This is a genomic window from Geothrix rubra, from assembly GCF_030268065.1.
Classification (GTDB): domain Bacteria; phylum Acidobacteriota; class Holophagae; order Holophagales; family Holophagaceae; genus Geothrix; species Geothrix rubra.
In genome coordinates this window covers 203,525-223,680 of record NZ_BSDD01000002.1, presented here as the reverse complement: position 1 = coordinate 223,680, position 20,156 = coordinate 203,525, and the positions used below count along the sequence as shown (strand labels likewise).

Below are 20,156 nucleotides of genomic sequence, written 5' to 3'. Positions count from 1 at the left end.
TTACACTCATTCCACCCGGTTCCCACGCGGCGCGCAAGCCTCCGGCTCAGGACACCAGGGTGCCCACGGCCTCGCCCTTCACTGCGGCGACCAGGTTGCCCGGCTTGTTCATGTCGAAGACCAGGATGGGCAGGTGGTTCTCCATGCAGAGGGCGATGGCGGAGGCGTCCATGACCTTGAGGCCCTTCTCCAGGACCTCCTGGAAGGCGATGCGCTCGAACCGGGTGGCGGAGGGATCCTTCTTGGGGTCCGCGGTGTAGATGCCATCCACGTTGGTGGCCTTCATCACCACTTCCGCGTTGATCTCGTTGGCCCGGAGGGCGGCGGCGGTGTCCGTGCTGAAGTAGGGGTTGCCGGTGCCCGCGCCGAAGATGACCACCCGGCCCTTCTCCAGGTGGCGCGTGGCGCGGCGCCGGATGTAGCTCTCGGCCACCTTGGGCATCTCCAGGCCCGACAAGGTGCGGGTGTGGACGCCCTTGGCCTCCAGCGCGTCCTGGAGGGCCAGGGCGTTGATCATGGTGGCCAGCATGCCCATGTGGTCCGCGGTGGTGCGGTCCATGCCCCGGGTGGCGCCGGCCACGCCGCGGAAGATGTTGCCGCCACCGATGACGAGACCCACTTCCACGCCCAGGGCACGGATCTCCTTCACCTGGTCGGCGATCATCGAGACCACGGCCGGGTCGATGCCGTACTTCTGGTCGCCCATCAGGGCCTCGCCGGAGAGCTTCAGGAGGATGCGCGCGAACTTCATGGGGGCTCCAGGCCGGGTTCGTGGATAGGGGACTACCTACAAAAGGGGCGGCCGGAACGGCCGCCCCTTTTGTAGCAGGAAAGGATCCTACTTGGCGGCGGCCACTTCGGCGGCGAAGTTCTCGCTGCGCTTCTCCAGGCCCTCGCCCATGATGTACTTCGTGAAGCGGCGGACGCTGAGCTTCTCGCCGATCTCAGCGGTCTTCTGGCTGAGGTACTGCTGGACGGTCAGGTCGGGATTCATGATGAAGGGCTGCTCGAGGAGGCAGACCTCCTTGAAGATGCTGTTCATCTTGCCCTCGACGATCTTCTCGACGATGTTCTGGGGCTTGCCGGTCGCCAGGGCCTGCTCGGTGGCGATGCGCTTCTCGGTGTCGAGGAAGTCCTGCGTGACCTCGTCCTTGGTGACGAAGCGGGGGGCGGGATCCGCGGCGGCGATGTGCATGGCGATCTCCTTCACCATGCGCTGGAAGGCCTCGTTGCGGGCCACGAAGTCGGTCTCCGAGTTCACCTCGACGATCACGCCCACGCGGCCGCCGGGGTGGATGTAGGCCTCGACGATGCCCTCGGCGGCGATGCGGTCGGCCTTCTTGGCGGAGGCGGCGAGGCCCTTCTTGCGCAGCCACTCGATGGCGGCCTCCATCTCGCCGTTGTTCTCCTCCAGGGCCTTCTTGCAGTCCATCATGCCGAGGCCGGTTTTCTCGCGCAGCGCCTTCACGTCATTGGCGGTGAATGCCATGGGATCTCTCCTGGTTCAGTCTGGGTATTCAGAAAAACAGCCATCAGCAGCAGGGCCGCCGATGGCTGAAAGGGATGGGGCGGCGTTCCAGGGCGTCTCGCGACTAGCCCTCGGCTTCCATTTTTTCGGCCATCATCTTCTTCATCTCGTCGCTGTCGCCCTTGTCGCGGAAGGACTGGCGGCCCTCGAGGATGGAGTCGGCCACGCGCTCGGAGAAGAGCAGGATGGAGCGGATGGCGTCGTCGTTGGCGGGAATGACGTAGTCCACCATGTCCGGATCGCAGTTGGTGTCCACGATGCCCACCACCTTGATGCCGAGCTTCTTGGCCTCGGTGACGGCGATGTCCTCGCGGTGCGGATCGATGACGAAGATGACATCGGGCAGGGCGCGCATGTCGCGGATGCCGTGGAAGGAGGCCTCAAGCTTCAGCCGCGTGCGGTTGAGGGTGAGCAGCTCCTTCTTGGAGAGCATGGCGGTGCGGGCGGGGTCGGCCAGGGTGGCTTCGATGTCCCGGAACTTCTCGAGGCTCTTCTTGATGGTGGCGAAGTTGGTGAGCATGCCGCCCAGCCAGCGGTTGTTCACGTAGAAGGCGCCGCAGCGGGCCGCCTGCTCGGCGATGAGGTCCTGGGCCTGGGGCTTGGTGGCGACGAAGAGGAAGTTCTTCCCCTCGCTGGCCGACTTGGTCAGGAAGTTCGCGGCCTGGTTCCAGAGGCGCAGGGTCTTCTGCAGGTCGATGATGTAGATGCTGTTGCGCGCCCCGAAGATGTACTTCTTCATCTTGGGGTTCCAGCGCTTGGTCTGGTGCCCGAAGTGGGCGCCGGCCTCGAGGAGTTCCTTCATCTGGATGGCAGCCATGCTGGCCTCCCTGGTCAAGCGGCGCATGCGAGTGAAGGGCGCCGCGGGTGGGATGGAGGCGGTGGGTTGGATCCCTCCGCCCGATTCGTCCGCCCTGGTTCGGGTCGGACCGGAAAAGCGGAAGGGGGACCCGAGGATCCCCCTTCCAGAGAAACGGACTAGCGCTTGCTGAACTGGAACCGGCGCCGCGCGGCCTTCTGACCGGGCTTCTTGCGCTCCTTCATGCGGGGGTCGCGGGTCAGGAGACCGGCGCCGCGCAGGAGGGACTTCAGCTGCTCGTTGTAGCCCAGCAGGGCGCGGGAGATGCCCATGCGGATGGCCGAGGCCTGGCCGGCGGGGCCGCCGCCGGTCACGGTGATGATCATGTCGAACTTGCCGTCGAGGTCGGCCAGGACCAGGGGCTGGTGCACCATCATGCGGAGCACGGCGTTGGGGAAGTAGTGCTCCAGCGTGCGGCCGTTGACAGTGATCTTGCCGCTGCCGGGACGCAGGAAGGCGCGCGCCGCAGCACTCTTGCGGCGGCCGGTTCCGTAGTTCTGGGTCGTGGCCATGGAGTCCTCTGCTCTACTTCTGGATGGTCAGGATCTGGGGCTGCTGGGCGCTGTGCTCGTGGTCGGAGCCGGCGTAGACCTTCAGCTTGCGGTACATCGCGCGGCCGAGGGGGCCCTTGGGCAGCATGCCCTTGACGGCGCTCTCGATGATCCGCTCGGGGTAGGTAGCCTGCATCACCTCGGCGCGGGTCTCCACCATGGAGCCGGGCTGGGTGGTGGTGCGGCGGTACATCTTCTGGGTGCCCTTCTTGCCGGTGAGGACGGCCTTGGAGGCGTTGATGACGATCACGTGGTCGCCGGTGTCGAGGAAGGGCGTCCAGGTGGGCTTGTTCTTCCCGGACAGGACCTCGGCCACGGCGCTGCTCAGGCGGCCCACGGGGATGCCGCTGGCATCCACCAGGAACCACTGGCGGTTCAGATCGCTGGCTTTCGGGAAGTAAGTGCTCATGGCCTGCTCCGGAATCTTGATCGGGCCGCGGGGACACCACGCGCAGGGCGGCGAGTCCGCAGAAGGGAAAGCTTATCGCTGGCGTTCCGGAGGGTCAAGGAAGGATTTCCGCCTTCCCGGACCGGGGGTCAGGCCTGGGCCAGCCGCCAGAGCTCCTGGGCCACGCGGGACGCGCCCAGGCCGTCCACGAGGGCCATGCCGTCGCGGACCTGCTCCTGCCGGTTGTCCTGCCCCTCGGGGCCCAGCCATCCGGCCAGGGCCTCCGCCGTGGCGGCCGGATCCGCCTCGGTCCCCACGCCCAGGTCGAAGCAGCCGTTGGCCAGGGCCAGGTCCGCCAGGATGGCGTGCTGCCGCTCGTTCTGGCCCCAGACCGCGGCGGGCACGCCCATGCAGAGGGCCTCGGCGAGGGTGACCCCGGCCGCGCACCAGAGCGCGTCGAAGTCGGGAATGCGCCGGGTGAGGTTCGGCAGGCTGCGGACCACCGTGCAGCCGGGGAAGGGGTCGCCCTCGATGCCGTTGGGGGCGAGCAGGGTGCAGGTGCCCCGCCAGCGGTCCTCGGCGGCCAGCCGCGCCAGCAGGTCGAACGCGCGCTGGGCGAGGTTCGGCCCGTCGCTGCCGCCGAAGGTGACGAGCAGCCTGTGGACGGCGAGCGGCTGCATGGGCATGCGCTTGGGCCGGAGTTCCAGGGCGGTGCGGTCCACCACGATGAAGGCCGAGCCCCGCACCACCCGGCAGGCGCCGGACCGGGTCTCGTAGGGGCGGACCTTGCAGCCATCCACCACCTTCACGGGATGGTCCGGCCAGGTCACGCCCTCCAGGTAGGGCTGGAACAGCAGGTCCGCAGTCTCGTGGGCGTCCGTGTCGTCCTCCATCACGGCTACCTTGAGGGGGCGCAGGGCCTGGAGGAAGGCGGTCGAGGTGTCCCACTGGTCCACCAGCACCACGGCGGCGCGGTCCCGCAGGTCCGTCGGCAGCGGCGCGTGCGGATCCTCGCCGAGATCCAGGGTCTCGCAGGGCAGGGGCTGGTCCAGGAAGGGATGGCGCCCGCCGCCCACGCGGCGCGCGCGCTCGTCGCCGGAGACGGCGAGGCAGGCCTGGCCCCCCAGGGCGCGCCAGGCTTCCTGCAGGGCCAGGGCCCGGGCCACATGGCCCAGCCCGAGGCGCAGGTCGGCGTGGACGCGGAGGAGCAGCAGGGGGGACATGATCCGGAGAGTGTAACGGCGCAGGGAACCCCTGGGGAGGGGAGTTGCCCTTGGCGGAACCCTCCCGGGCTGGAATGCTGGGGGAATCCCATCGGAGACACCCATGTCCGCTTCCCCGCTGATGCCGGCCCCCGGCGCCAAGGCCGCCAAGGTCTGCGGCATCCTCGCCATCGTCTTCGCCCTCACCTGCGTGGGGATCCCCGTCGCCGTGGTGCTGGGCATCGTGGCCCTCGTGCAGCACGGGAAGGCCAAGCGCCTGGCCCGGGCCCAGCCCGAGTCCTACGCGCCGGTGCCGGCCACCGGGCTCGTCACCGGCATCCTCGGGCTCGTGCTGCCGGTCCTCCTCCTGCCCGTGGCCGGCATCGTGAGCGCCATCGCGATCCCCGCGCTCCTGGGCCAGCGCGCCCGGGCGCGGGAGATGGCCCTGCAGGTCAACTTCCGGCAGGTGCAGCAGAAGGCCGAGGCCCTCGTGCTGGACGCCCAGGCCAGGACCCCGGGCCAGCCCCTGGAGGCGGAAGCCATCATTCGCGGGCTGGTGGCGGACCCCGGGCTGGCCGTCCTCCGGAATCCCTACGATCCCAAGGCCCCGGCCCTGCAGGCTGCGCCGGAGGCGGGCCCGGGCGTCATCTGCCTGTTCCCGGGACAGGAGGAGGCGGGGGGCGTGACCACCTACTCCGTGAAGCTGAGGGTCGCCTACCCGGGGACCGGCGGGGAGAAGGCCCTGGAGGCCGAGGTCATCACCCGCACCCAGGAGCATGTCCAGACCACGGAGGAGGGCTGGCAGGTGCTCCGGAATCCCGGCGAGGCCCCTGCGCCGCCCCAGTGAGGGGAGGTCAGGGGAAGGGGTGCCCCCCGGCGAACCCGGGCTGGGGGTCGGGGATGGCCGGGGCCTCGGCCACGGGCCAGCCGTCGCGGAAGTAGGCCTCCTTGTAGCGCACGTACCGCTGCCACACGCTCTCCGTGAGCTCCCGCTGCTCCGGCGTGAGCTCGCGCTTCACGGTGGCGGGCCAGCCGGCCACCAGGGTGTGGGGCGGGGCCGCGAAGCCCTCGCGCACGAGGCTGCCGGCGGCCACGAGGCAGCCCTCGCCGATCTCCGCCCCGTCCATGATCGTGGTGCTCATGCCGATGAGGGCGTTCCGCCGGATGGTGCAGCCGTGCAGCATCACGTTGTGGGCGATGCTCACCTGCTCCTCGATGAGCAGGGGCCGCTTCGCGTTGGTGACATGGAGACAGCAGGCATCCTGGATGTTCGTCCGGGCCCCGATGCGCACCCAGTTCACGTCGCCGCGGATGACGCAGTTGAACCAGATGCTGGCGTCATCGCCGATCTCGACATCGCCCAGGACCAGCGCGCTGTCGGGGACGAACACGCGGGATCCCAGGCGGGGGACCATGCCTTGGAAGGGGCGGATCATGGGGGCCTCGGCCGCCCAGTCTAGCCCACGGTGAGGATCCCGGTCTTCACGAGGGTGAGCCCGAGGGAGGCCACGATCAGCCAGAGGATGAGGCCCTGGAGGAAGGGGCGGATGCCCACGGTGCGGATGGCCTCGCGGCTGAGGCCGGCGCCGATGAGGAAGAGGGTGAGCACCAGGGCCCGGTTGGCCGCGAGGGCCACCAGGTGGCCGGCGCCGTGCAGCGCGGGCACCCAGGTCACGAGGGCCGCCATGGCCAGGAAGCCGGCGATGAACCAGGGCTTCTTCACGGGCGGGGCGTCCGCGGCGACTTCCTTGTTGTTCCGGGCGTGGATCATCCCGATGCCCATGGTGACGGGCACGATCCAGAGGGCCCGGGCCAGCTTCACGGTGGTGGCCACCTCCAGGGCCTGCTTGCCGTAGGCGAGGCCGGCCCCCACCACGGAGCTGGTGTCGTGGATGGCGAGGGCGGCCCAGAGGCCGAAGGGCGACTGCCCCAGGTGGAAGTAGTGGCCGATGGGCGGGAAGAGGATGAGGGCGACGGCGTTCAGCAGGAAGACCGTGGCCAGGGCCACCGAGACCTGGTGGGCCCGGGCCCGCATGACGGGCGCCACGGCGGCGATGGCGCTGCCGCCGCAGATGGCCGTGCCCACGGCGATGAGGAGGCCCGCGTCGCGGTCCACCTTGAGGACCCGGGCCAGCCAGAGGCCCAGGAGGATCACCACGGCGAGGCTCATGGCCGTGATCCCGATGCCGTGGAGCCCGGCCCGGGCGACGGTGCGCAGGTCCATGCCGGCGCCCAGGCCCACCACGGCCAGGGGCAGCAGCCGGTGGGTCCAGGTGCGGGTCTGGCCCTGGAAGGGGTTCCCGAACACGAGGGCGATGGCGGCGCCCCCCAGGAGGGCCACGGCGGCGGAGGTGAAGGGGGCCAGGGCGAGCACCGCTCCGAGGATCAGGAGGGGCGTGGCCAGGCTGGAGGCGGGGCGGGAGGGGAGGGCAGCTTCGCTCATGGCATCCAGCATCGGCAGGAACCATTTGGAAAACGAATCGTATTACCGGATGTAATATCAGAAAAACAAATGGAGGGCGGATGGTGTCCGAGCTCGATCCCCGGCGGCTGGAGACCTTCCGCGTGGTGGCCCAGCTGGGCCAGGTTTCGGGCGCGGCCCGCAGCCTGAACCTGTCCCAGCCCGCCGTGACCGCCCAGATCCGCCAGCTGGAGGCGGAGGCGGGCCGGCCCCTCTTCACGCGCCACGCCTCGGGGGTGGAGCTGACGGAGGCCGGGCGGCTGCTGCTCGACTACGCCAAGCGGATCCGCGGCCTGCTGGAGGAGGCGGGCGAGCGGGTGCTGGGCGAGGGCCGGCTGGGCGGCGAGCTGCGGCTGGGCGCCAGCACCACCGCCGCGGCCTACATCCTGCCGCCCCTGCTCCGCGGCTTCCTCGCGGACCACCGGCCGGCCCCCCTGGTGCTGGAGGTGGGGAACACCGAGGAGGTGCTCCAGTGGGTGCGCGAGGGCCGGACGTCCCTGGCCCTGGTGGAGGGCCTCACGCGGGCGCCCGGGCTGGCCCTGGACCCCTACCTGAAGGACGAGCTGGTGCCCGTCCGCGCGGTCCGCGCCCCGAAGCCCCTGGCGGCCGTGCGGAGCGCCGGGGACCTGGGGGGCGTGCCCCTCATCTGGCGCGAGCCGGGGTCCGGCACCCGCGCGGTGGTGGAACGGGCGTTGCGGAAGGCCCGCGTGGTGCGGGCCCCCCGCGGCTCGGATCTGGTGGTGGGGGATACGGAATCCATCAAGTCCTGCGTGCTGCTGGGGCTCGGCATCGGGTTCCTGTCCCGCTGGAGCATCCAGCGGGAGGTGCGCCACGGCCTGGTGGAGGTCATCCCCCTGCCGGACCTGGGCATCCCCAGGATCTTCTCCTGGGCCCAGGCGGGCGGCGGCGCCCCGGGCCAGGCCGGGGCCTTCCTGCGCCACGCCCTTGCCCATCCGCCGATCCTGACGACGGCCCCGGGACGCTAACCTGGGGCATGTCCGACCACCTCATCCCCTCCCGCCGCGGCCTGCCCGCCGACGATCCCATCTTCGCCCTGCATGCGGAGGCCGTGGCCCGCGCAGCGGCGGGCAAGCCGGTGGTGGACGCCACCGTGGGGGCCCTGCTGGACGACAGCGGCCAGCTGGTGGTGCTGGAATCCGTCATGGACCTCTGGCGGGGCCTCGCGGCCCTGGAAGTGGCCCCCTACGCGCCCATCGCCGGGGATCCGGCCTACCTGCGGGCCCTGGTGCAGCGGCACTGGCCGATGCTCCGGGAGGCCGGCCCGGCCTGCGCCACGCCTGGTGGCAGCGGGGCCCTGGCCGTGTCCCTGCGCACCTTCCTGGAGCCGGGCCAGGCCCTGCTCACCGCGGCGCCCTTCTGGGGACCCTACGGCACCCTGGCCTCGGAGGCGGGCCTGCGCCTGGCCACGGCCCCCTGGCCCGGGGCCGGCCAGCCCCTGGATCTGGCGGCGTGGCGGCGGGAGGCGGAGGCGCTGCTGGCCGCCCAGGGCCGCCTGCTGGTGTGGCTGAACGACCCCTGCCACAACCCCACGGGCCGCAGCCTGACGGCCGCCGACCGGGCGGGCCTGGCGGCGCTCCTGACGGAGCTGGCGGGACGCGGCCCCGTGACCCTGCTGCTGGACCTCGCCTACCAGGACTACACCCGCGAGCCCGCCGAGGTGGCCGCGGCCCTGGCGGACTACGCGGCCCTGGGCGAGGCGGGCGCGGTGCTGGTGGGGGCCTCGCTCTCGCTCTCCAAGGCCTTCACGCTCTACGGCGCGCGGTCCGGGGCCCTCGCCTTCCCCTGGTCCCGGGACGCGGACCTGCAGGCCGCGCTGGCCATGGCCTGCCGCGGGCTCTGGTCCACCTGTCCCCGGGCGCCCCAGTCGCTGCTCCTGCACCTCATGCGGGAGGGCAAGGCCCAGGCCCATCTCGCCGCCGAACATCGCCACTGGTCCGAGGTGCTCGAATCCCGCGCCCTGGCCCTGGATGGCGCCCTCCGCGCCGAAGGTCTGGCGGGCGCGCCCTGGCAGGGGGGCTTCTTCGTGACGCTGGCGGTGCCCGATCCCTTCGGCACCTGCGACCGCATGAAGGCCGACGGCGCCTTCAGCGTGCCCATGCCCTGGGGCCTGCGGGTGGGGATCTGCGGATTGCGGGCCGCGGACGCGCCCCGCTTCGCCCGGGCGCTGCGGAAGGCGCTGGCCCCCTGAGCCCGGGAGTTCGCCCTTGGAATCAGGACGGGCTTGGGGTAATCTGAACGACCGCGGGCGTATAACTCAGCGGTAGAGTGCTACCTTCACACGGTAGAAGTCCCAGGTTCGAATCCTGGTACGCCCACCAAAAACCCCTCGCCGGGGTCCCGGCGAGGGGTTTTTGAACTGAGATCCGGATCCGCCCCACCTCCCTTCGGAGCCTCCATGCCCTTCATCAATGCCACCCAGGTCCGTGCCGGGATGATCGTCAATTTCGAGAACGAGCTCTGCCGCGTCATCAGCGTCGAGCACCAGACGCCCGGCAACCTGCCGGCCCGCGTGGTGGTGAAGATGAAGCGGCTGAAGGACGGCATCAACCGCGAGAACCGCTTCGGCAGCGCCGACAAGGTGGACAAGGCCAGCCTCGAGCAGCACATGCTCGAGTACCTCTACGAGGACGGCGACCACCTCGTCTTCATGAACAACGAGACCTACGAGCAGATGGAGGTGAGCAAGGAGATCCTGGGCGACGACCTGGTCTTCCTCGAGCCCAACATGCAGCTCGAGATCGAGTTCTACGAAGGCCAGCCCATGAGCGCGACCCTGCCGGCCTCCGTCGTGCTGGAGATCATGGAGACCGATCCCGTCATGAAGAACGCCAACGCCACCGGCTCCTACAAGCCCGCCAAGCTCAGCAACGGCATCACCGTGGGGGTGCCCCCCTACATGGAGGCGGGGCAGCGGATCCGTGTGAACACGGTCGACCGCACCTTCATGGAGCGGGTGAAGTAGCCGCCCTCCGGATTCCGGAACCCCGGCCCCGATTGGCTTTTGCCATCGGGGCCGTTTTTATTGCAAGCCGCCGGAATCGGAATTGTTGCAAATCCGTGCGGATATTCATTACCTCGACATCCTCTGCGTGACAGGGGTCACAGGCGGGGCGGTTTTGTGCGATAACTTTCCTGTTGGTTCCTGTCGCGTCCTGGAGTCCCATGCCTCAAGCAGTCCTCAATCTCAGAAGGATCGAGTTCCTGGCGGGTCTGCCCATGGCGGCGGCCGAGGAGCTGGCCGGCATCGCCGAGATGCGCCGCTTCCCCGACGGCGCCCGCGTCTACACCCAGGGTGACCAGATCCCCGGCGTGTACGTGGTGGTGAAGGGGGGCCTGAAGGTCTTCCGGACGGACGGCCGGGGCCGGGTGCAGGTCCTGCAGTTCCTCAAGGTCGGGGACTGCGTGGGCGAGGTGCCGGTCTTCGACGGCGTCCCCATCGCCTCCAGTGCCGAGTCCCACGGCGAGACCGAGTGCTGGCTCATTCCCTCGGCGCCGCTGCGGCAGGTGGTCCACCGCCATCCCGAGGTGGCGGAGATGCTCATCCAGCACTTCGCCGCCAAGGTGCGCCACCTCGTCACCCTCGTGGAGACCCTGAGCCTGCACAGCGTGCCCGAGCGCGTGGCGCAGCTGCTCATCGAGGCCCATGAGGCCAACCCCACCCGCTCCATCGTGGAGTTCCAGGAGACGCAGGAGGACCTGGCCCAGTGCATCGGCGCCAGCCGCGAGGCCTTCAGCCGCGCCCTGCGCCTGCTCACGGACCTGGGCCTCATCCAGAGCACCTTCCCCGTGGTGCGCATCCTGGACCTGGGCAAGCTGCAGCGGTACGCGAAGGGCTGAGCCCGGCTCCAAAACGCGTCGCGTTTTGGAGCTAGGGGAAGAATTTTTCTACCTCCAAATCGCCGCAGGCGATTTGGAGCGGGGCTACACCACCGGCAGGCAGCGCACCTTCGCGCCGGCCTCCAGGCCGCCGGGCTCGATCCAGGCGCAGGCGTCGGCCTGGGCGAGGGTGACGAGGTCGCCGGAGCCCTTGCTGGGCAGCGGATGGAGCTCGCCGTCCCGCAGGCGGCAGGGGTGCAGCAGCGGGCGGTCGCCCTTGTTCTTCACCCGGGCCGCGAGCGTCGCGGTCCGCCAGGGGTCCGGCGGGCGAAGGCCCTGCAGCCGCGCCAGGGCCACGGGCAGGAAGAGCATCGCGTTGAGGTAGGCCGAGACCGGGTTCCCCGGCAGGCCGAGGACCAGACGGTCGCCCAGCAGGGCCGCCAGCATGGGTTTCCCGGGCTTGAGGCGGATGCGGTGGAAGAGGATTGTGGCGCCGAGGTCCGCCAGCACGGAGGGCAGGTGGTCGTGCTCGCCCATGCTCACGCCGCCGGAGGTGAGCAGGATGGGGGCGCCGTCCGGCGCCTGCAGGGCCTTGGCCAGGGCCTCGGGATCGTCCGGCAGCGAGGGGCGTCGGCGCACCTCCGCGCCGAGGGCGTGGGCCAGGGCCGCCAGCATGGGGCCGTTCGAGTCGCGGATCTGGTGGGGTGCGGGATCGGCCACCAGTTCGTCGCCGGTGGAGGCTACGTCCACGCGGAGACGCACCGGGGCGGCCACCGGCAGGCCCACCTGGGCGCGCAGGCCCGCGGCCGCGGCCGTGAGGGGTGCGCCCGCGGGCAGGAGCAGGCCGCCCGCCCGGGCCTGCTCGCCCCGGGGGCGCACGTGGTCGCCGGACTTGGGATCCACCTGGACCAGGGCCGCCCCCTCCGCCTCGGAGAGCTGCTCCACGGGCACGATGGCGTCCGCCCCCGGAGGCAGGGCCGCGCCGGTCATGATGCGCACGCAGGTGCCGGTCGCCACGCGGAAGGCGGCAGGGTCCTCTCCTGCGAAAAGGGTGCCCAGGATGCGGCGCGGGGCGCGGCCATCGGCGGAACGCAGCGCCACGCCGTCCATGGCGGCACGGTCGGCGGCGGGGTCGTCCCGGTCCGCGCGGACCTCGGCCGTGGCCGGCGCGGGCAGGGCCTCCCAGAGGCGGCGCAGCGCCTCCTCGAGGGGCAGCAGGTCCGGGTGGTCGCAGCTCATGGCCATGCCCCGATGCTACTCCCCGGGAGGGTGCGGCTCCGTGACCCAGGTCGCGACGCCGGCCAGGAGCGGGCCCAGGCCCTGGCCGAAGCGGGCCGCGGCCACCCAGTCCAGGCCCGGGGGGAGGCCGCCCAGGATGCGGGCCAGCCGCGCCCGCTGGCCCGGCGGGGGGGCGGCCAGGGCCCGGGGGGCCGCCATGCGCAGGACGGCCCGGGCCTCCGGCAGGTCCGGCACCCAGCGCCGCAGGGCCGCATCCACGGCGGACCAGGTCCGTGTCCCCAGGGGCAGGAAGCTGCGGAGGTGCAGGCCGGGGCCCCCATCGTGGACCACGGTGCAGCCCAGGAGGTCGCTGCCCTCCCGGGGATGCACGAGGAAGCCGTGGCCCCTTGCCAGGAGCTCCACGCTCGTGTGAAGGGAATGCCAGCCCTCGACGGAGGCGTAGGGGATCTCCCGCAGGGCGGCCGCAGCCTCCGGGGCGGAGGGCGCCAGCAACTCCGCCGCCTCGAAGGCGGGCAGGGCCAGGACCACCCGGGCCGCGGCCGTTTCGTGGCCGTCGCCCGACACGCGCCAGCCGCCGGGGATCGGCTCGAGCCGCCGGGCCCGGAGTCCGGTGCGGAGCTCCAGCCCCCTCGCGAGGGCCGACGGGAGGCTGCCCATGCCCCCGGGCAGCCGCGCCTGCCGCGTGCGGGGACGGGCCAGCGCCTCCGCGTCCAGGTCCTCCGCCTCGGCGGCGAAGAGGCCCCGGGCCGCCAGGGGCAGCAGGCGCTCGGCCGCCTCGCGGCCGAAGCACCGGCGGGTCCACGCGGCCAGGTGCTCGTCTTCCCGGGCACGGGCCGGCCACAGCAGCCCGGCGAGGAGGCGGAGACGCCCTGCGGGGCTCAGGAGGGGGGAGGCCAGGAAGGCACCGCCGTGGGCCGGCACGGGGACGAGGCGGCCGCCCAGGGCCGCCCAGCGGGGCCGGCGGGGGACTTCCTCGAAGGGCAGGTCCAGGGCGTGGAGGAGACGGTCGGCGGCATCGCCCGGACGCCAGGGGAGGCTCTGGGGCCCCAGCTCCGCGAAGCCACCTTCCCAGGCCACCGTGCGCGCCCAGCCGCCGGGGGTGTCCCCGGCCTCCCACACATCCACCGGCTCCCCCCGCCGCCGCAGGTGCCAGGCCGCCAGCAACCCGGCCATGCCCCCACCGAGGACCAGCGTGGGCAGGGACGGGGAGGCCTGGGAAGCACGGGATGCCATGCCCGATTGTGGCCGGGACCGGCCGGGGACGATCAGCCCTTGCCGGGCGCCACGCGCTTCGCCCAGAGCGGGTAGTCGATGCCGGCCAGGCGGTTGATGACGATGGCCTGGACCGTGAGCAGGGCCACGGCCAGCAGCATGATGGCGAGCGACAGGGGCTTGGTGATGATGCCCAGCGAGATGATGAGGGTCGTGGCCCCCGCGGGCGGGTGGGCGGCCTTGAAGAGGATCATGAGGGCGCCGGTGGCGGCCAGGGACAGCGCGGCGGCGCCGATGCGGGCAGGCGTCACCCCCATGACCATGGCCGGCGGGGCGTGCTGGAGGCCCATCAGCCAGAGGGCGCCGTACCCGCAGACGATGCCGATGATGTGGCCGTAGATGGTGTGCCGCGGGCTGGCCGTCGGCAGGGTGGGCGTGAAGAAGAACAGGAAGGCGGTGGGCCCCAGGGAGGGGAAGACGAAGGGGGAGCGGGTGAGCATGGCCAAGCCCGCCAGCAGGCCGATGGAGATCAGGCCGTTGATGAACATGAAGGCCGACCAGAGCTGGCGTTCCGGGAACCGGCCCAGCAGGGTGGTGAGGCGGAAGCGGGCCAGGAGGCCGCGGGTGACCTGGGGTTCCAGGAGCTCGAGGGCCGGCGGTCGGTCGGGAGTCGGGGTCGTCATGGAGGCTCCAGGTGGGATCAGTGCTTCGGACCCTGATCGATGCGGGGGACCTTGAAGGCGAGGAGGAGGGCGATGGCCGTCAGGACCAGGGACGCGGCGAAGGCGCCGGGCAGCAGGGCCCGCTGGCCGTCCAGGACGGACTGGAGGACCGTCTCGAACAGATAGACCTGGATGCCGAGGATGAGCAGCGCCACCACCAGGGCTGCGTCAGACAGGTGGCTGCGGTGGGGACGGCTCATGCCTCCACCTCCTTCGGGAGGATGCGGGGACAGGCGGCGCCCGCCCGGGCGGGGAGGTCCGTGGGCTTGGGCAGGTCGCCCACGGCCCAGAGGGTGCCGTCGGAGCGCAGCTCCAGGGCGATACCCGAGAGGGGCCGGGTGGGCGGGCCCTGGATGGGGAAGCCGCGTTCCACCTCGAAGAAGCCCTCGTGGCAGGGACACTCCAGCCGGTCGTTCCGGAACCGCACGGCGCAGCCCAGGTGGGTGCAGGTCTGCCGGAAGGCCCGGAGCTCGCCCATGGGGGTGCGCAGGAGGATGCAGCGGTCCTGGGCATCCCGGAAGGTGAAGAGGCGGCTCTGGCCGGGGCGGAGGTCCGCGGCGAGGCCCAGGGCCACCGGCACCTCGTTCTGGCCCCGAGGTTCCGGCGCACCTTCCAGGGGCTTCTTCCGCAGCCACAGGTAGCCCAGGCCGGCCGTGAAGCCCGCGGAGACCAGGGCCAGGAAGCGCGCGAACTCCCGCCGGGAGAACCGGCCCTCGTCCGCCAGGTCCACGGGGAAGGAACGTCGCCAGAGGGCCATCACAGGTCTCCTTCGATGAGCAGCGCGGCGTCCAGGAAGAGGGGCGCCTCGGGGTCCGGCACCATGAGGGCGTTCTTGGTCTTCACCACCAGGCTGCCCACGAGGAACTCGCGCACGGGCTGGGCGGTGCGCATCCGGCTGATCTCGGCCTTGGGGGCGTAGAGCAGGGCCTGGCTGGGGCACACGGTGGCGCACATGGGCTTCAGGCCCTCGGAGGTGCGGTCGTAGCAGAGGTCGCACTTGAGCATCTGCTCCAGGCCGCTGAAGACGATGGGCACGCCGAAGGGGCAGCTCAGCTCGCAGTTCTGGCAGCCGATGCAGCGGGGCTTCTGGCTGGCGTGCACCACGCCGTCCTCGCTGCGCTTGATGGCGTCGGCGGGGCAGACCTGGGCGCAGATGGGATCCTCGCAGTGCATGCACACCGTGGGGGCCGTCTGGGGCGAGTGGAGCCGGTCCATCTCGTCCAGGTGGATCATGGGCCGGCCCTTGTGGGTGCCGCACTCCGCGCAGGCCGCCACGCAGCTCCGGCAGCCGATGCAGCGGTTGGGGTCGATAAAGAAGCCCCATTCATCGAAGTTGGTGAGGGGCAGCTCCGTCCCAGGGGCCGCCAGGATGGGTTCCGGGTGGATGCCGTAGGATTCCGGGGCCATCAGAACACCCGCTGGGGAAGGGCGGCCTGGTTGGTGCGGGCCTCGAAGGCCATGCGCTGGAGCTCGCGCAGCTCGGCGGGGATGCGGTCCGGCGTGGTCTTCTGGAGGCGGCAGGCGCTCACCTTGAACTCGGGGATCTTGCTCACCGGATCCAGGTGTCGGGCCGTGAGGCGGTTGGCGCCGAGGTTGCCCGGCCAGTGGTAGGGGATGAAGACCGTGTCGGGCCGGATGGTCATCACCACCTTCGCGGGCAGCACCAGGCTGCCGCGGCGGCTGGTGATCTCCACGGCATCGCCGTCCTTCAGTCCATAGCGTTCGGCCAGTTTCGGATGGATCTCCAGGTAGGGGTTCGGGCACTGCTCCACCAGCCAGCCGATGCGCCGGGTCTGGGTGCCGGAGAGGTAGTGGAAGACCACGCGGCCGGAGGTGAGCCACACGGGGTAGTCCGCGTCCACCACCTCCATGGGCGGCCGCCAGGGCGTGGGGACGAAGCGGGCCTTCCCGTCGGGGTGGGCGAACCTTCCGCCTTCGAAGAGGCGCGGCGTACCGGGATGGTCCAGGCTGGGACAGGGCCAGAAGACCCCCATCTGCCGCTCGATCTTCTCGTAGGTGATGCCGTAGTAGTCCGCGGTGCCGCCCTTCGAAGCCACCCGCAGCTCGTTGAAGATGGCCTCGGGCGACGTGAAGTGGTCGAAGTACTTCCCGCGCCCCAGGCGGTGGGCGATCTCGTTGAGGATCACCCAGTCGGGCCGGGCGTCACCGGGCGGGTCCACGGCCTTGTTGATCTTGATGACGCGGCCCTCGGCGGAGGTGCTGGTGCCCTCGTCCTCCTCGTGCAGGGCCGAGGGCAGGATGACATCCGCGTACTGGGCCGACTCCGAGGCGAAGAAGTCCAGGCAGACGAAGAACTCGAGCTTCGAGAGGGCCTCGGCCGTGAACTGGTTGTCCGGCAGGCTCACCACGGGGTTGAAGCAGAGCAGAAGGAGGCCCTTGATCTCGCCGGCGTGGATGGCGTTCATGATCTCCTGGGCGCTCTGGCCCTTGCGCGGGAGCTCCTCGTCCGTGCAGCCCCACACGTCGCAGATGTACTTCCGGTGCTCGGGGTTCTCGATGTCGCGGTTGCCCGGCAGCTGGTCGCACTTGTGGCCGTGCTCGCGGCCGCCCTGGCCGTTGCCCTGGCCCGTGATGGTGCCGTAGCCGCAGTTCGGCTTCCCGATCCGGCCCGTGGCCAGCACCAGGTTGATGCAGCCCAGCACGTTCTCCACGCCCTTGCTCTGGTGCTCGATGCCCCGGGCATGGAGGAGGAAGCTGGTCCGGGCCTCGCCCCACATGCGCGCGGCCTTCTCGATGGCCGCCACGGGCAGGCCCGTCATGCGGCTCGTCCACTCCGGGGTGCAGTCCTTCACGGCACTCAAGGTTTCCTCGAAACCTTGAGTGTGGTTTTCAATGAAGGCACGGTCGATGAGGTTCCACGTGTCCAGCAGGTGCAGGATGCCGTTGGTGAGGGCCGAGTCGCTGCCGGGCTTCAGGGGCAGCACCAGGTCGGCGGTGCGGGCCAGGGGCGTGATGCGGGGATCGACGACGATGAGCTTCGCGCCCCGGTCCCGGGCCCGCCAGATGTAGTCGGTGGTGATGGGCGAGCACTCGGCCACGTTCGAGCCCGCCACCCAGATCACCTCGGCACCTTCGATGTCCTCCCAGCTGTTGGCGGCGCGGTCCAGGCCGAAGGCCTTCTTGTTGCCCGCACCGGCGCTCACCATGCAGAGGCGGCCGTTGTAGTCGAGGTTCTTCGTCTGGAGGCCCAGGCGGGCGAACTTGCCCACGTGGTAGCTCTTCTCGTTGGTGAGGGAGACGCCCGACAGCACGGCGAAGGCGTCCTTCCCGTATTTGCCCTGGATCTCCTGGATCTTGGCCACGGTGTGGGCCATGGCCGTCTCCCAGTCGGCCTCGCGGAAGCCCTCCGGCGTGCGCATCAGGGCCTTCGTGAGGCGGTCCGGGTGGTTGCCCTGGAGGTAGCGCTTCACGCCCTTGGGGCAGAGCTTGCCCTTGTTGAAGGGGAACTCCTCCCAGGGATCGAAGCCGATGACACGGTTGTCCTTCACCTTGAGCTTGATGCCGCACTGCTGGCCGCAGAAGCAGCAGTGGGTCTCCACCAGGCGGTCGGGCACGGGGTCCGCGTCCCAGCCGTCCGGCGGGGCGAGGTTCAGGTGGGGGCCGAAGGCCGTGCGCAGCTGGTCGGGGGTCTGGGGCAGGGTGGCCATGGCGGGCTCAGCTCCGGAGGGTCTGGGGATCGTCGATGGGGGCGGCCCACTCGGGCAGGTCCGCGAAGGGATCGAAGGCGCCGCCCATGCGCTGCCACTGGGCCTTGGCCAGGAGGCGGCGCTTGCAGCGGGGGCAGAGCTCCAGGTGGTGGGTGCGGGATCCGTGGACGGCAGCGCCCAGGTCCAGCGTGGCGTAGAGGGCCTTCAGGTCCCGCAGCTGGTTGGCGCGGATGAAGGGCTCGCCGCAGCCCCGGCAGGGCACGCGGCCCTCCGCCTCGCCTTCGGCCTTGTAGAGGCTCACGCCCAGCTGGGCGGGGCGCTGCACGATGTGGAAGAGCTTGCCGAAGGGCAGGCTCAGCAGCAGCAGGATCACCGTGAGCTCGTGGATGAAGGCCAGCGTCCCGTAGTTGCGGCCCTGCATGAAGGAGATGGAGACGGTGAGGAGCAGGCCCGTCACGCTCACGGCGATGAGCAGCAGCAGGGGGGCGAGGTCCAGGTCGAACCGCTGGGTGGCGAAGTCGCCCTCGTCCTGCCGGCGGCGGATGAAGGCGAGGAGGCAGCCGGCGATCACCATGAGGGCCGCCCAGTCCAGCATGTGGAAGGTGAGGAAGGCGGCCACGGAGTCCAGGGGGAAGGAGCCCGCGGGGAAGCCGAAGAACCAGGCCTGGTACCGGGTGGCGTCGGCCCCTGCCGTGGTGAAGCGCACCCAGCCGAACACCAGGGGGAAGGTCACCGCGAAGGCCAGCAGGCAGCCCCAGGCGAGGAGGGCGTGGGCGCCCCACCGCTTGAGCGAGCGCTTTTCGATGAACCGCTGCAGCACCAGCTGGTCCAGGCCCAGGAGAGCCATGCGGCCCAGGGCCGCCACGGCCTTCCGGGATCGGAGGGTGCGCATCGTGTGGCCGAAGTACATCCGGGTGGCGGGCCGCTCGATCCAGGCCCAGTAGCGGTAGGCCACCCCGAAGCAGGCGAAGAGGCAGGCCACCAGGTAGCCGAGGAGGGCCGGATCCAGCCACCGGCCCCCGCGGCTGCCCAGGGCCACCAGGCCCGCCAGCCCCAGGGTGGTCAGGGCGGCCCGCACCAGGGGACGGGCTTCGAGCTCGAGGCGGCCGGGGAGCGACATGGGTGGACTCCGAGGGATGGGATGCCGGAATACAATAGGACAGATTAGTCCTAAATTAATCCAAAAAAGGGGCGTCAGGGCCGGGATCCGCCGGACCGGTCCTTGGCCTCCTTCAGGTGCCGCAGGTCCATGAGCTGGAGGTCGCGGATGGTGGCCTGGGTCATCGAGGTGGCCACCTGGGCCTTCACGGCGCCCCAGGCCTCGTGCAGGGGGCAGGGATGGTCGCCGCCGCAGGTGGGGAAGCCCATGATGCAGCCGTCCAGGGAATCCGGACCCTCCAGGGCGGCCACCACCTCCCCCACGGTGATCCGGTGGGCGGGGCGGGTGAGCCGGAAGCCGCCCTTCGGTCCCCGCACGGATTCCAGGAGGTCCGACTGGACCAGACCCTGGAGGATCTTGGCGAGATAGGGCCCGGGGATGTCCAGCCGGGCCGCCAGGTCCTTCGCCAGGCAGAAGCTCCCGTCCTCGGGGAGACCCGCGAGGGCGCGGAGGGCGTAGCCGGTGGCGGTGGTGAAGAGCATTCAGGAATCCTGTCTCTGATTTACAGGATCGTCGGGGGAGGTTTCGGAGTCCAGCCCCATGTGATGGGGGTCATAGGAGGGCGCGCCACAGGACCAGCAGGCCGCCGAGGCTGAGGAACCCCTCCCGCCAGCCGAGGATCCGCGCGGGCATGGGCCGGTAGGGCCAGAGGGCCCGGAGGTAGAGGAGGGCGGTCCAGAGGGTCCAGAAGAGGCCCGCGGGCCCTCGCCCCGCGGTCAGGAGGCTCGAGGCGGCCAGCAGCAGCAGGTGCAGGGCATGGACCGGCACCCGGCGCCGGCGCAGCTCGGCGGGTGAAAGGCCGTGGGCGTGGCCCAGGACGTGCCGCACGTGGGCCAGGTTGGCGCCGCCCACGAGGGAGGCGAGCAGCCAGGCCACGGCACCCTGCCGGACCGTGCCGCCCCCCGCCAGGAGGATGGCCGGGGCCAGGGCCCCGAAGGCGGCCTGGGCGGTGAGCTCCACGGGCAGGGACCGCACGGCCCGGCTGAAGTCCGCCCGCAGGGCGACGACGACCAGGGGAGCCGCCAGGGCCAGGGGCAGGAGGAACCGGGGACCGGCCAGGGCCAGGGCGCCGCCGCCGAGGGCCAGCGCGAGGAGGCCCAGCAGGGCGAGGGCGCGCCGCTGGAGCGGATCCCGCTGGCCCGTGGCCACCCGGCGCAGGGCCGGCCGGGCCAGGAAGACGGCCAGGGCCGCCAGGCCGAGGCACAGGCCCGCCGCGGTGGGCCGCAGCAGGAGGCCCAGCAGCAGCGGGAAGGCCAGCATGAACCAGGTGCCGTGCTCGGCGGGCAGGAGCTGGCGGAGGGGGGGGAGGGCTCGGGACATTTCAGGCCTCATG

General features: G+C 71.2%; 23 protein-coding genes and 1 tRNA gene. 6 read left to right on the top strand and 18 right to left on the bottom strand.

The window, feature by feature from the left end:
* Positions 1 to 46: 46 nt before the first annotated feature.
* From pyrH to QSJ33_RS05755, 6 genes are all read right to left on the bottom strand, one after another.
* Positions 47 to 751, bottom strand: a complete 705-nt coding sequence (gene pyrH, locus QSJ33_RS05780) for a UMP kinase (RefSeq protein ID WP_285723614.1) — start codon at positions 749 to 751, stop codon at positions 47 to 49.
* A gap of 87 nt (positions 752 to 838) precedes the next feature.
* On the bottom strand, positions 839 to 1,489 hold the full coding sequence (gene tsf / locus QSJ33_RS05775) for a translation elongation factor Ts (RefSeq protein WP_285723613.1): 651 nt from the start codon (positions 1,487 to 1,489) through the stop codon (positions 839 to 841).
* A gap of 103 nt (positions 1,490 to 1,592) precedes the next feature.
* On the bottom strand, positions 1,593 to 2,345 hold the full coding sequence (gene rpsB, locus QSJ33_RS05770) for a 30S ribosomal protein S2 (protein WP_285723612.1): 753 nt from the start codon (positions 2,343 to 2,345) through the stop codon (positions 1,593 to 1,595).
* Between the two features lie 158 nt (positions 2,346 to 2,503).
* Positions 2,504 to 2,896 (bottom strand): 30S ribosomal protein S9, encoded by a 393-nt coding sequence (gene rpsI / locus QSJ33_RS05765; protein ID WP_285723611.1) that lies wholly within the window; start codon positions 2,894 to 2,896, stop codon positions 2,504 to 2,506.
* Positions 2,897 to 2,909: 13 nt separating this feature from the next.
* Complete coding sequence (rplM, locus tag QSJ33_RS05760; protein WP_285723610.1) at positions 2,910 to 3,344, bottom strand: 50S ribosomal protein L13; 435 nt, start codon at positions 3,342 to 3,344, stop codon at positions 2,910 to 2,912.
* A gap of 128 nt (positions 3,345 to 3,472) precedes the next feature.
* Entirely contained in the window at positions 3,473 to 4,546 is a 1,074-nt protein-coding gene (locus QSJ33_RS05755) for a hypothetical protein (RefSeq protein ID WP_285723609.1), read from the bottom strand.
* A gap of 103 nt (positions 4,547 to 4,649) precedes the next feature.
* On the opposite strand from QSJ33_RS05755, the gene QSJ33_RS05750 reads away from it, so the two are divergent.
* Positions 4,650 to 5,372: a hypothetical protein gene (locus QSJ33_RS05750; protein ID WP_285723608.1), complete on the top strand. Its 723-nt coding sequence runs from the start codon at positions 4,650 to 4,652 to the stop codon at positions 5,370 to 5,372.
* A gap of 7 nt (positions 5,373 to 5,379) precedes the next feature.
* Here the strand turns inward: QSJ33_RS05750 and QSJ33_RS05745 are convergent, their stop codons facing one another.
* Positions 5,380 to 5,961, bottom strand: a complete 582-nt coding sequence (locus tag QSJ33_RS05745; protein ID WP_285723607.1) for a gamma carbonic anhydrase family protein — start codon at positions 5,959 to 5,961, stop codon at positions 5,380 to 5,382.
* 20 nt (positions 5,962 to 5,981) lie between these two features.
* A complete protein-coding gene (locus tag QSJ33_RS05740; RefSeq protein ID WP_285723606.1) occupies positions 5,982 to 6,968 on the bottom strand; it encodes a YeiH family protein in 987 nt (328 codons plus the stop codon).
* Between the two features lie 80 nt (positions 6,969 to 7,048).
* Between QSJ33_RS05740 and QSJ33_RS05735 the strand changes: the two genes are divergently transcribed.
* From QSJ33_RS05735 to QSJ33_RS05715, 5 genes are all read left to right on the top strand, one after another.
* On the top strand, positions 7,049 to 7,972 hold the full coding sequence (locus QSJ33_RS05735) for a LysR family transcriptional regulator (RefSeq protein WP_285723605.1): 924 nt from the start codon (positions 7,049 to 7,051) through the stop codon (positions 7,970 to 7,972).
* Between the two features lie 8 nt (positions 7,973 to 7,980).
* Positions 7,981 to 9,195, top strand: coding sequence for a pyridoxal phosphate-dependent aminotransferase (locus tag QSJ33_RS05730; protein WP_285723604.1), 1,215 nt, complete (start codon positions 7,981 to 7,983; stop codon positions 9,193 to 9,195).
* Positions 9,196 to 9,250: 55 nt separating this feature from the next.
* Positions 9,251 to 9,325: transfer RNA gene (locus tag QSJ33_RS05725), tRNA-Val, on the top strand.
* Between the two features lie 77 nt (positions 9,326 to 9,402).
* Positions 9,403 to 9,969, top strand: a complete 567-nt coding sequence (efp, locus tag QSJ33_RS05720) for an elongation factor P (RefSeq protein WP_285723603.1) — start codon at positions 9,403 to 9,405, stop codon at positions 9,967 to 9,969.
* Between the two features lie 200 nt (positions 9,970 to 10,169).
* Positions 10,170 to 10,844 (top strand): Crp/Fnr family transcriptional regulator, encoded by a 675-nt coding sequence (locus QSJ33_RS05715; RefSeq protein WP_285723602.1) that lies wholly within the window; start codon positions 10,170 to 10,172, stop codon positions 10,842 to 10,844.
* A gap of 84 nt (positions 10,845 to 10,928) precedes the next feature.
* Here QSJ33_RS05715 and QSJ33_RS05710 read toward each other — a convergent pair whose 3' ends face one another.
* From QSJ33_RS05710 to QSJ33_RS05665, 10 genes are all read right to left on the bottom strand, one after another.
* Positions 10,929 to 12,068, bottom strand: coding sequence for a molybdopterin molybdotransferase MoeA (locus QSJ33_RS05710; protein ID WP_285723601.1), 1,140 nt, complete (start codon positions 12,066 to 12,068; stop codon positions 10,929 to 10,931).
* 9 nt (positions 12,069 to 12,077) lie between these two features.
* Positions 12,078 to 13,295, bottom strand: coding sequence for a protoporphyrinogen/coproporphyrinogen oxidase (locus tag QSJ33_RS05705; RefSeq protein ID WP_285723600.1), 1,218 nt, complete (start codon positions 13,293 to 13,295; stop codon positions 12,078 to 12,080).
* Positions 13,296 to 13,327: 32 nt separating this feature from the next.
* Complete coding sequence (locus tag QSJ33_RS05700; protein ID WP_285723599.1) at positions 13,328 to 13,957, bottom strand: HPP family protein; 630 nt, start codon at positions 13,955 to 13,957, stop codon at positions 13,328 to 13,330.
* Positions 13,958 to 13,974: 17 nt separating this feature from the next.
* A complete protein-coding gene (locus tag QSJ33_RS05695) occupies positions 13,975 to 14,196 on the bottom strand; it encodes a DUF6755 family protein (RefSeq protein WP_285723598.1) in 222 nt (73 codons plus the stop codon).
* Positions 14,193 to 14,753 carry a QcrA and Rieske domain-containing protein gene (locus QSJ33_RS05690; RefSeq protein WP_285723597.1) on the bottom strand — a complete coding sequence of 187 codons (561 nt, stop codon included), beginning with the start codon at positions 14,751 to 14,753 and terminating at the stop codon, positions 14,193 to 14,195. The genes QSJ33_RS05695 and QSJ33_RS05690 overlap by 4 nt, the downstream gene beginning before the upstream one ends.
* Positions 14,753 to 15,403, bottom strand: coding sequence for a 4Fe-4S dicluster domain-containing protein (locus tag QSJ33_RS05685; protein WP_285723596.1), 651 nt, complete (start codon positions 15,401 to 15,403; stop codon positions 14,753 to 14,755). The genes QSJ33_RS05690 and QSJ33_RS05685 overlap by 1 nt, the downstream gene beginning before the upstream one ends.
* Complete coding sequence (locus tag QSJ33_RS05680) at positions 15,403 to 17,664, bottom strand: molybdopterin oxidoreductase family protein (RefSeq protein WP_285723595.1); 2,262 nt, start codon at positions 17,662 to 17,664, stop codon at positions 15,403 to 15,405. Before QSJ33_RS05680 ends, QSJ33_RS05685 begins: the two co-directional genes overlap by 1 nt.
* 7 nt (positions 17,665 to 17,671) lie before the next feature.
* A complete protein-coding gene (locus QSJ33_RS05675; protein WP_285723594.1) occupies positions 17,672 to 18,784 on the bottom strand; it encodes a hypothetical protein in 1,113 nt (370 codons plus the stop codon).
* A gap of 74 nt (positions 18,785 to 18,858) precedes the next feature.
* Positions 18,859 to 19,305, bottom strand: a complete 447-nt coding sequence (locus QSJ33_RS05670; RefSeq protein ID WP_285723593.1) for an RrF2 family transcriptional regulator — start codon at positions 19,303 to 19,305, stop codon at positions 18,859 to 18,861.
* Between the two features lie 70 nt (positions 19,306 to 19,375).
* Positions 19,376 to 20,143 carry a YwiC-like family protein gene (locus QSJ33_RS05665; RefSeq protein ID WP_285723592.1) on the bottom strand — a complete coding sequence of 256 codons (768 nt, stop codon included), beginning with the start codon at positions 20,141 to 20,143 and terminating at the stop codon, positions 19,376 to 19,378.
* Positions 20,144 to 20,156 lie beyond the last annotated feature (13 nt).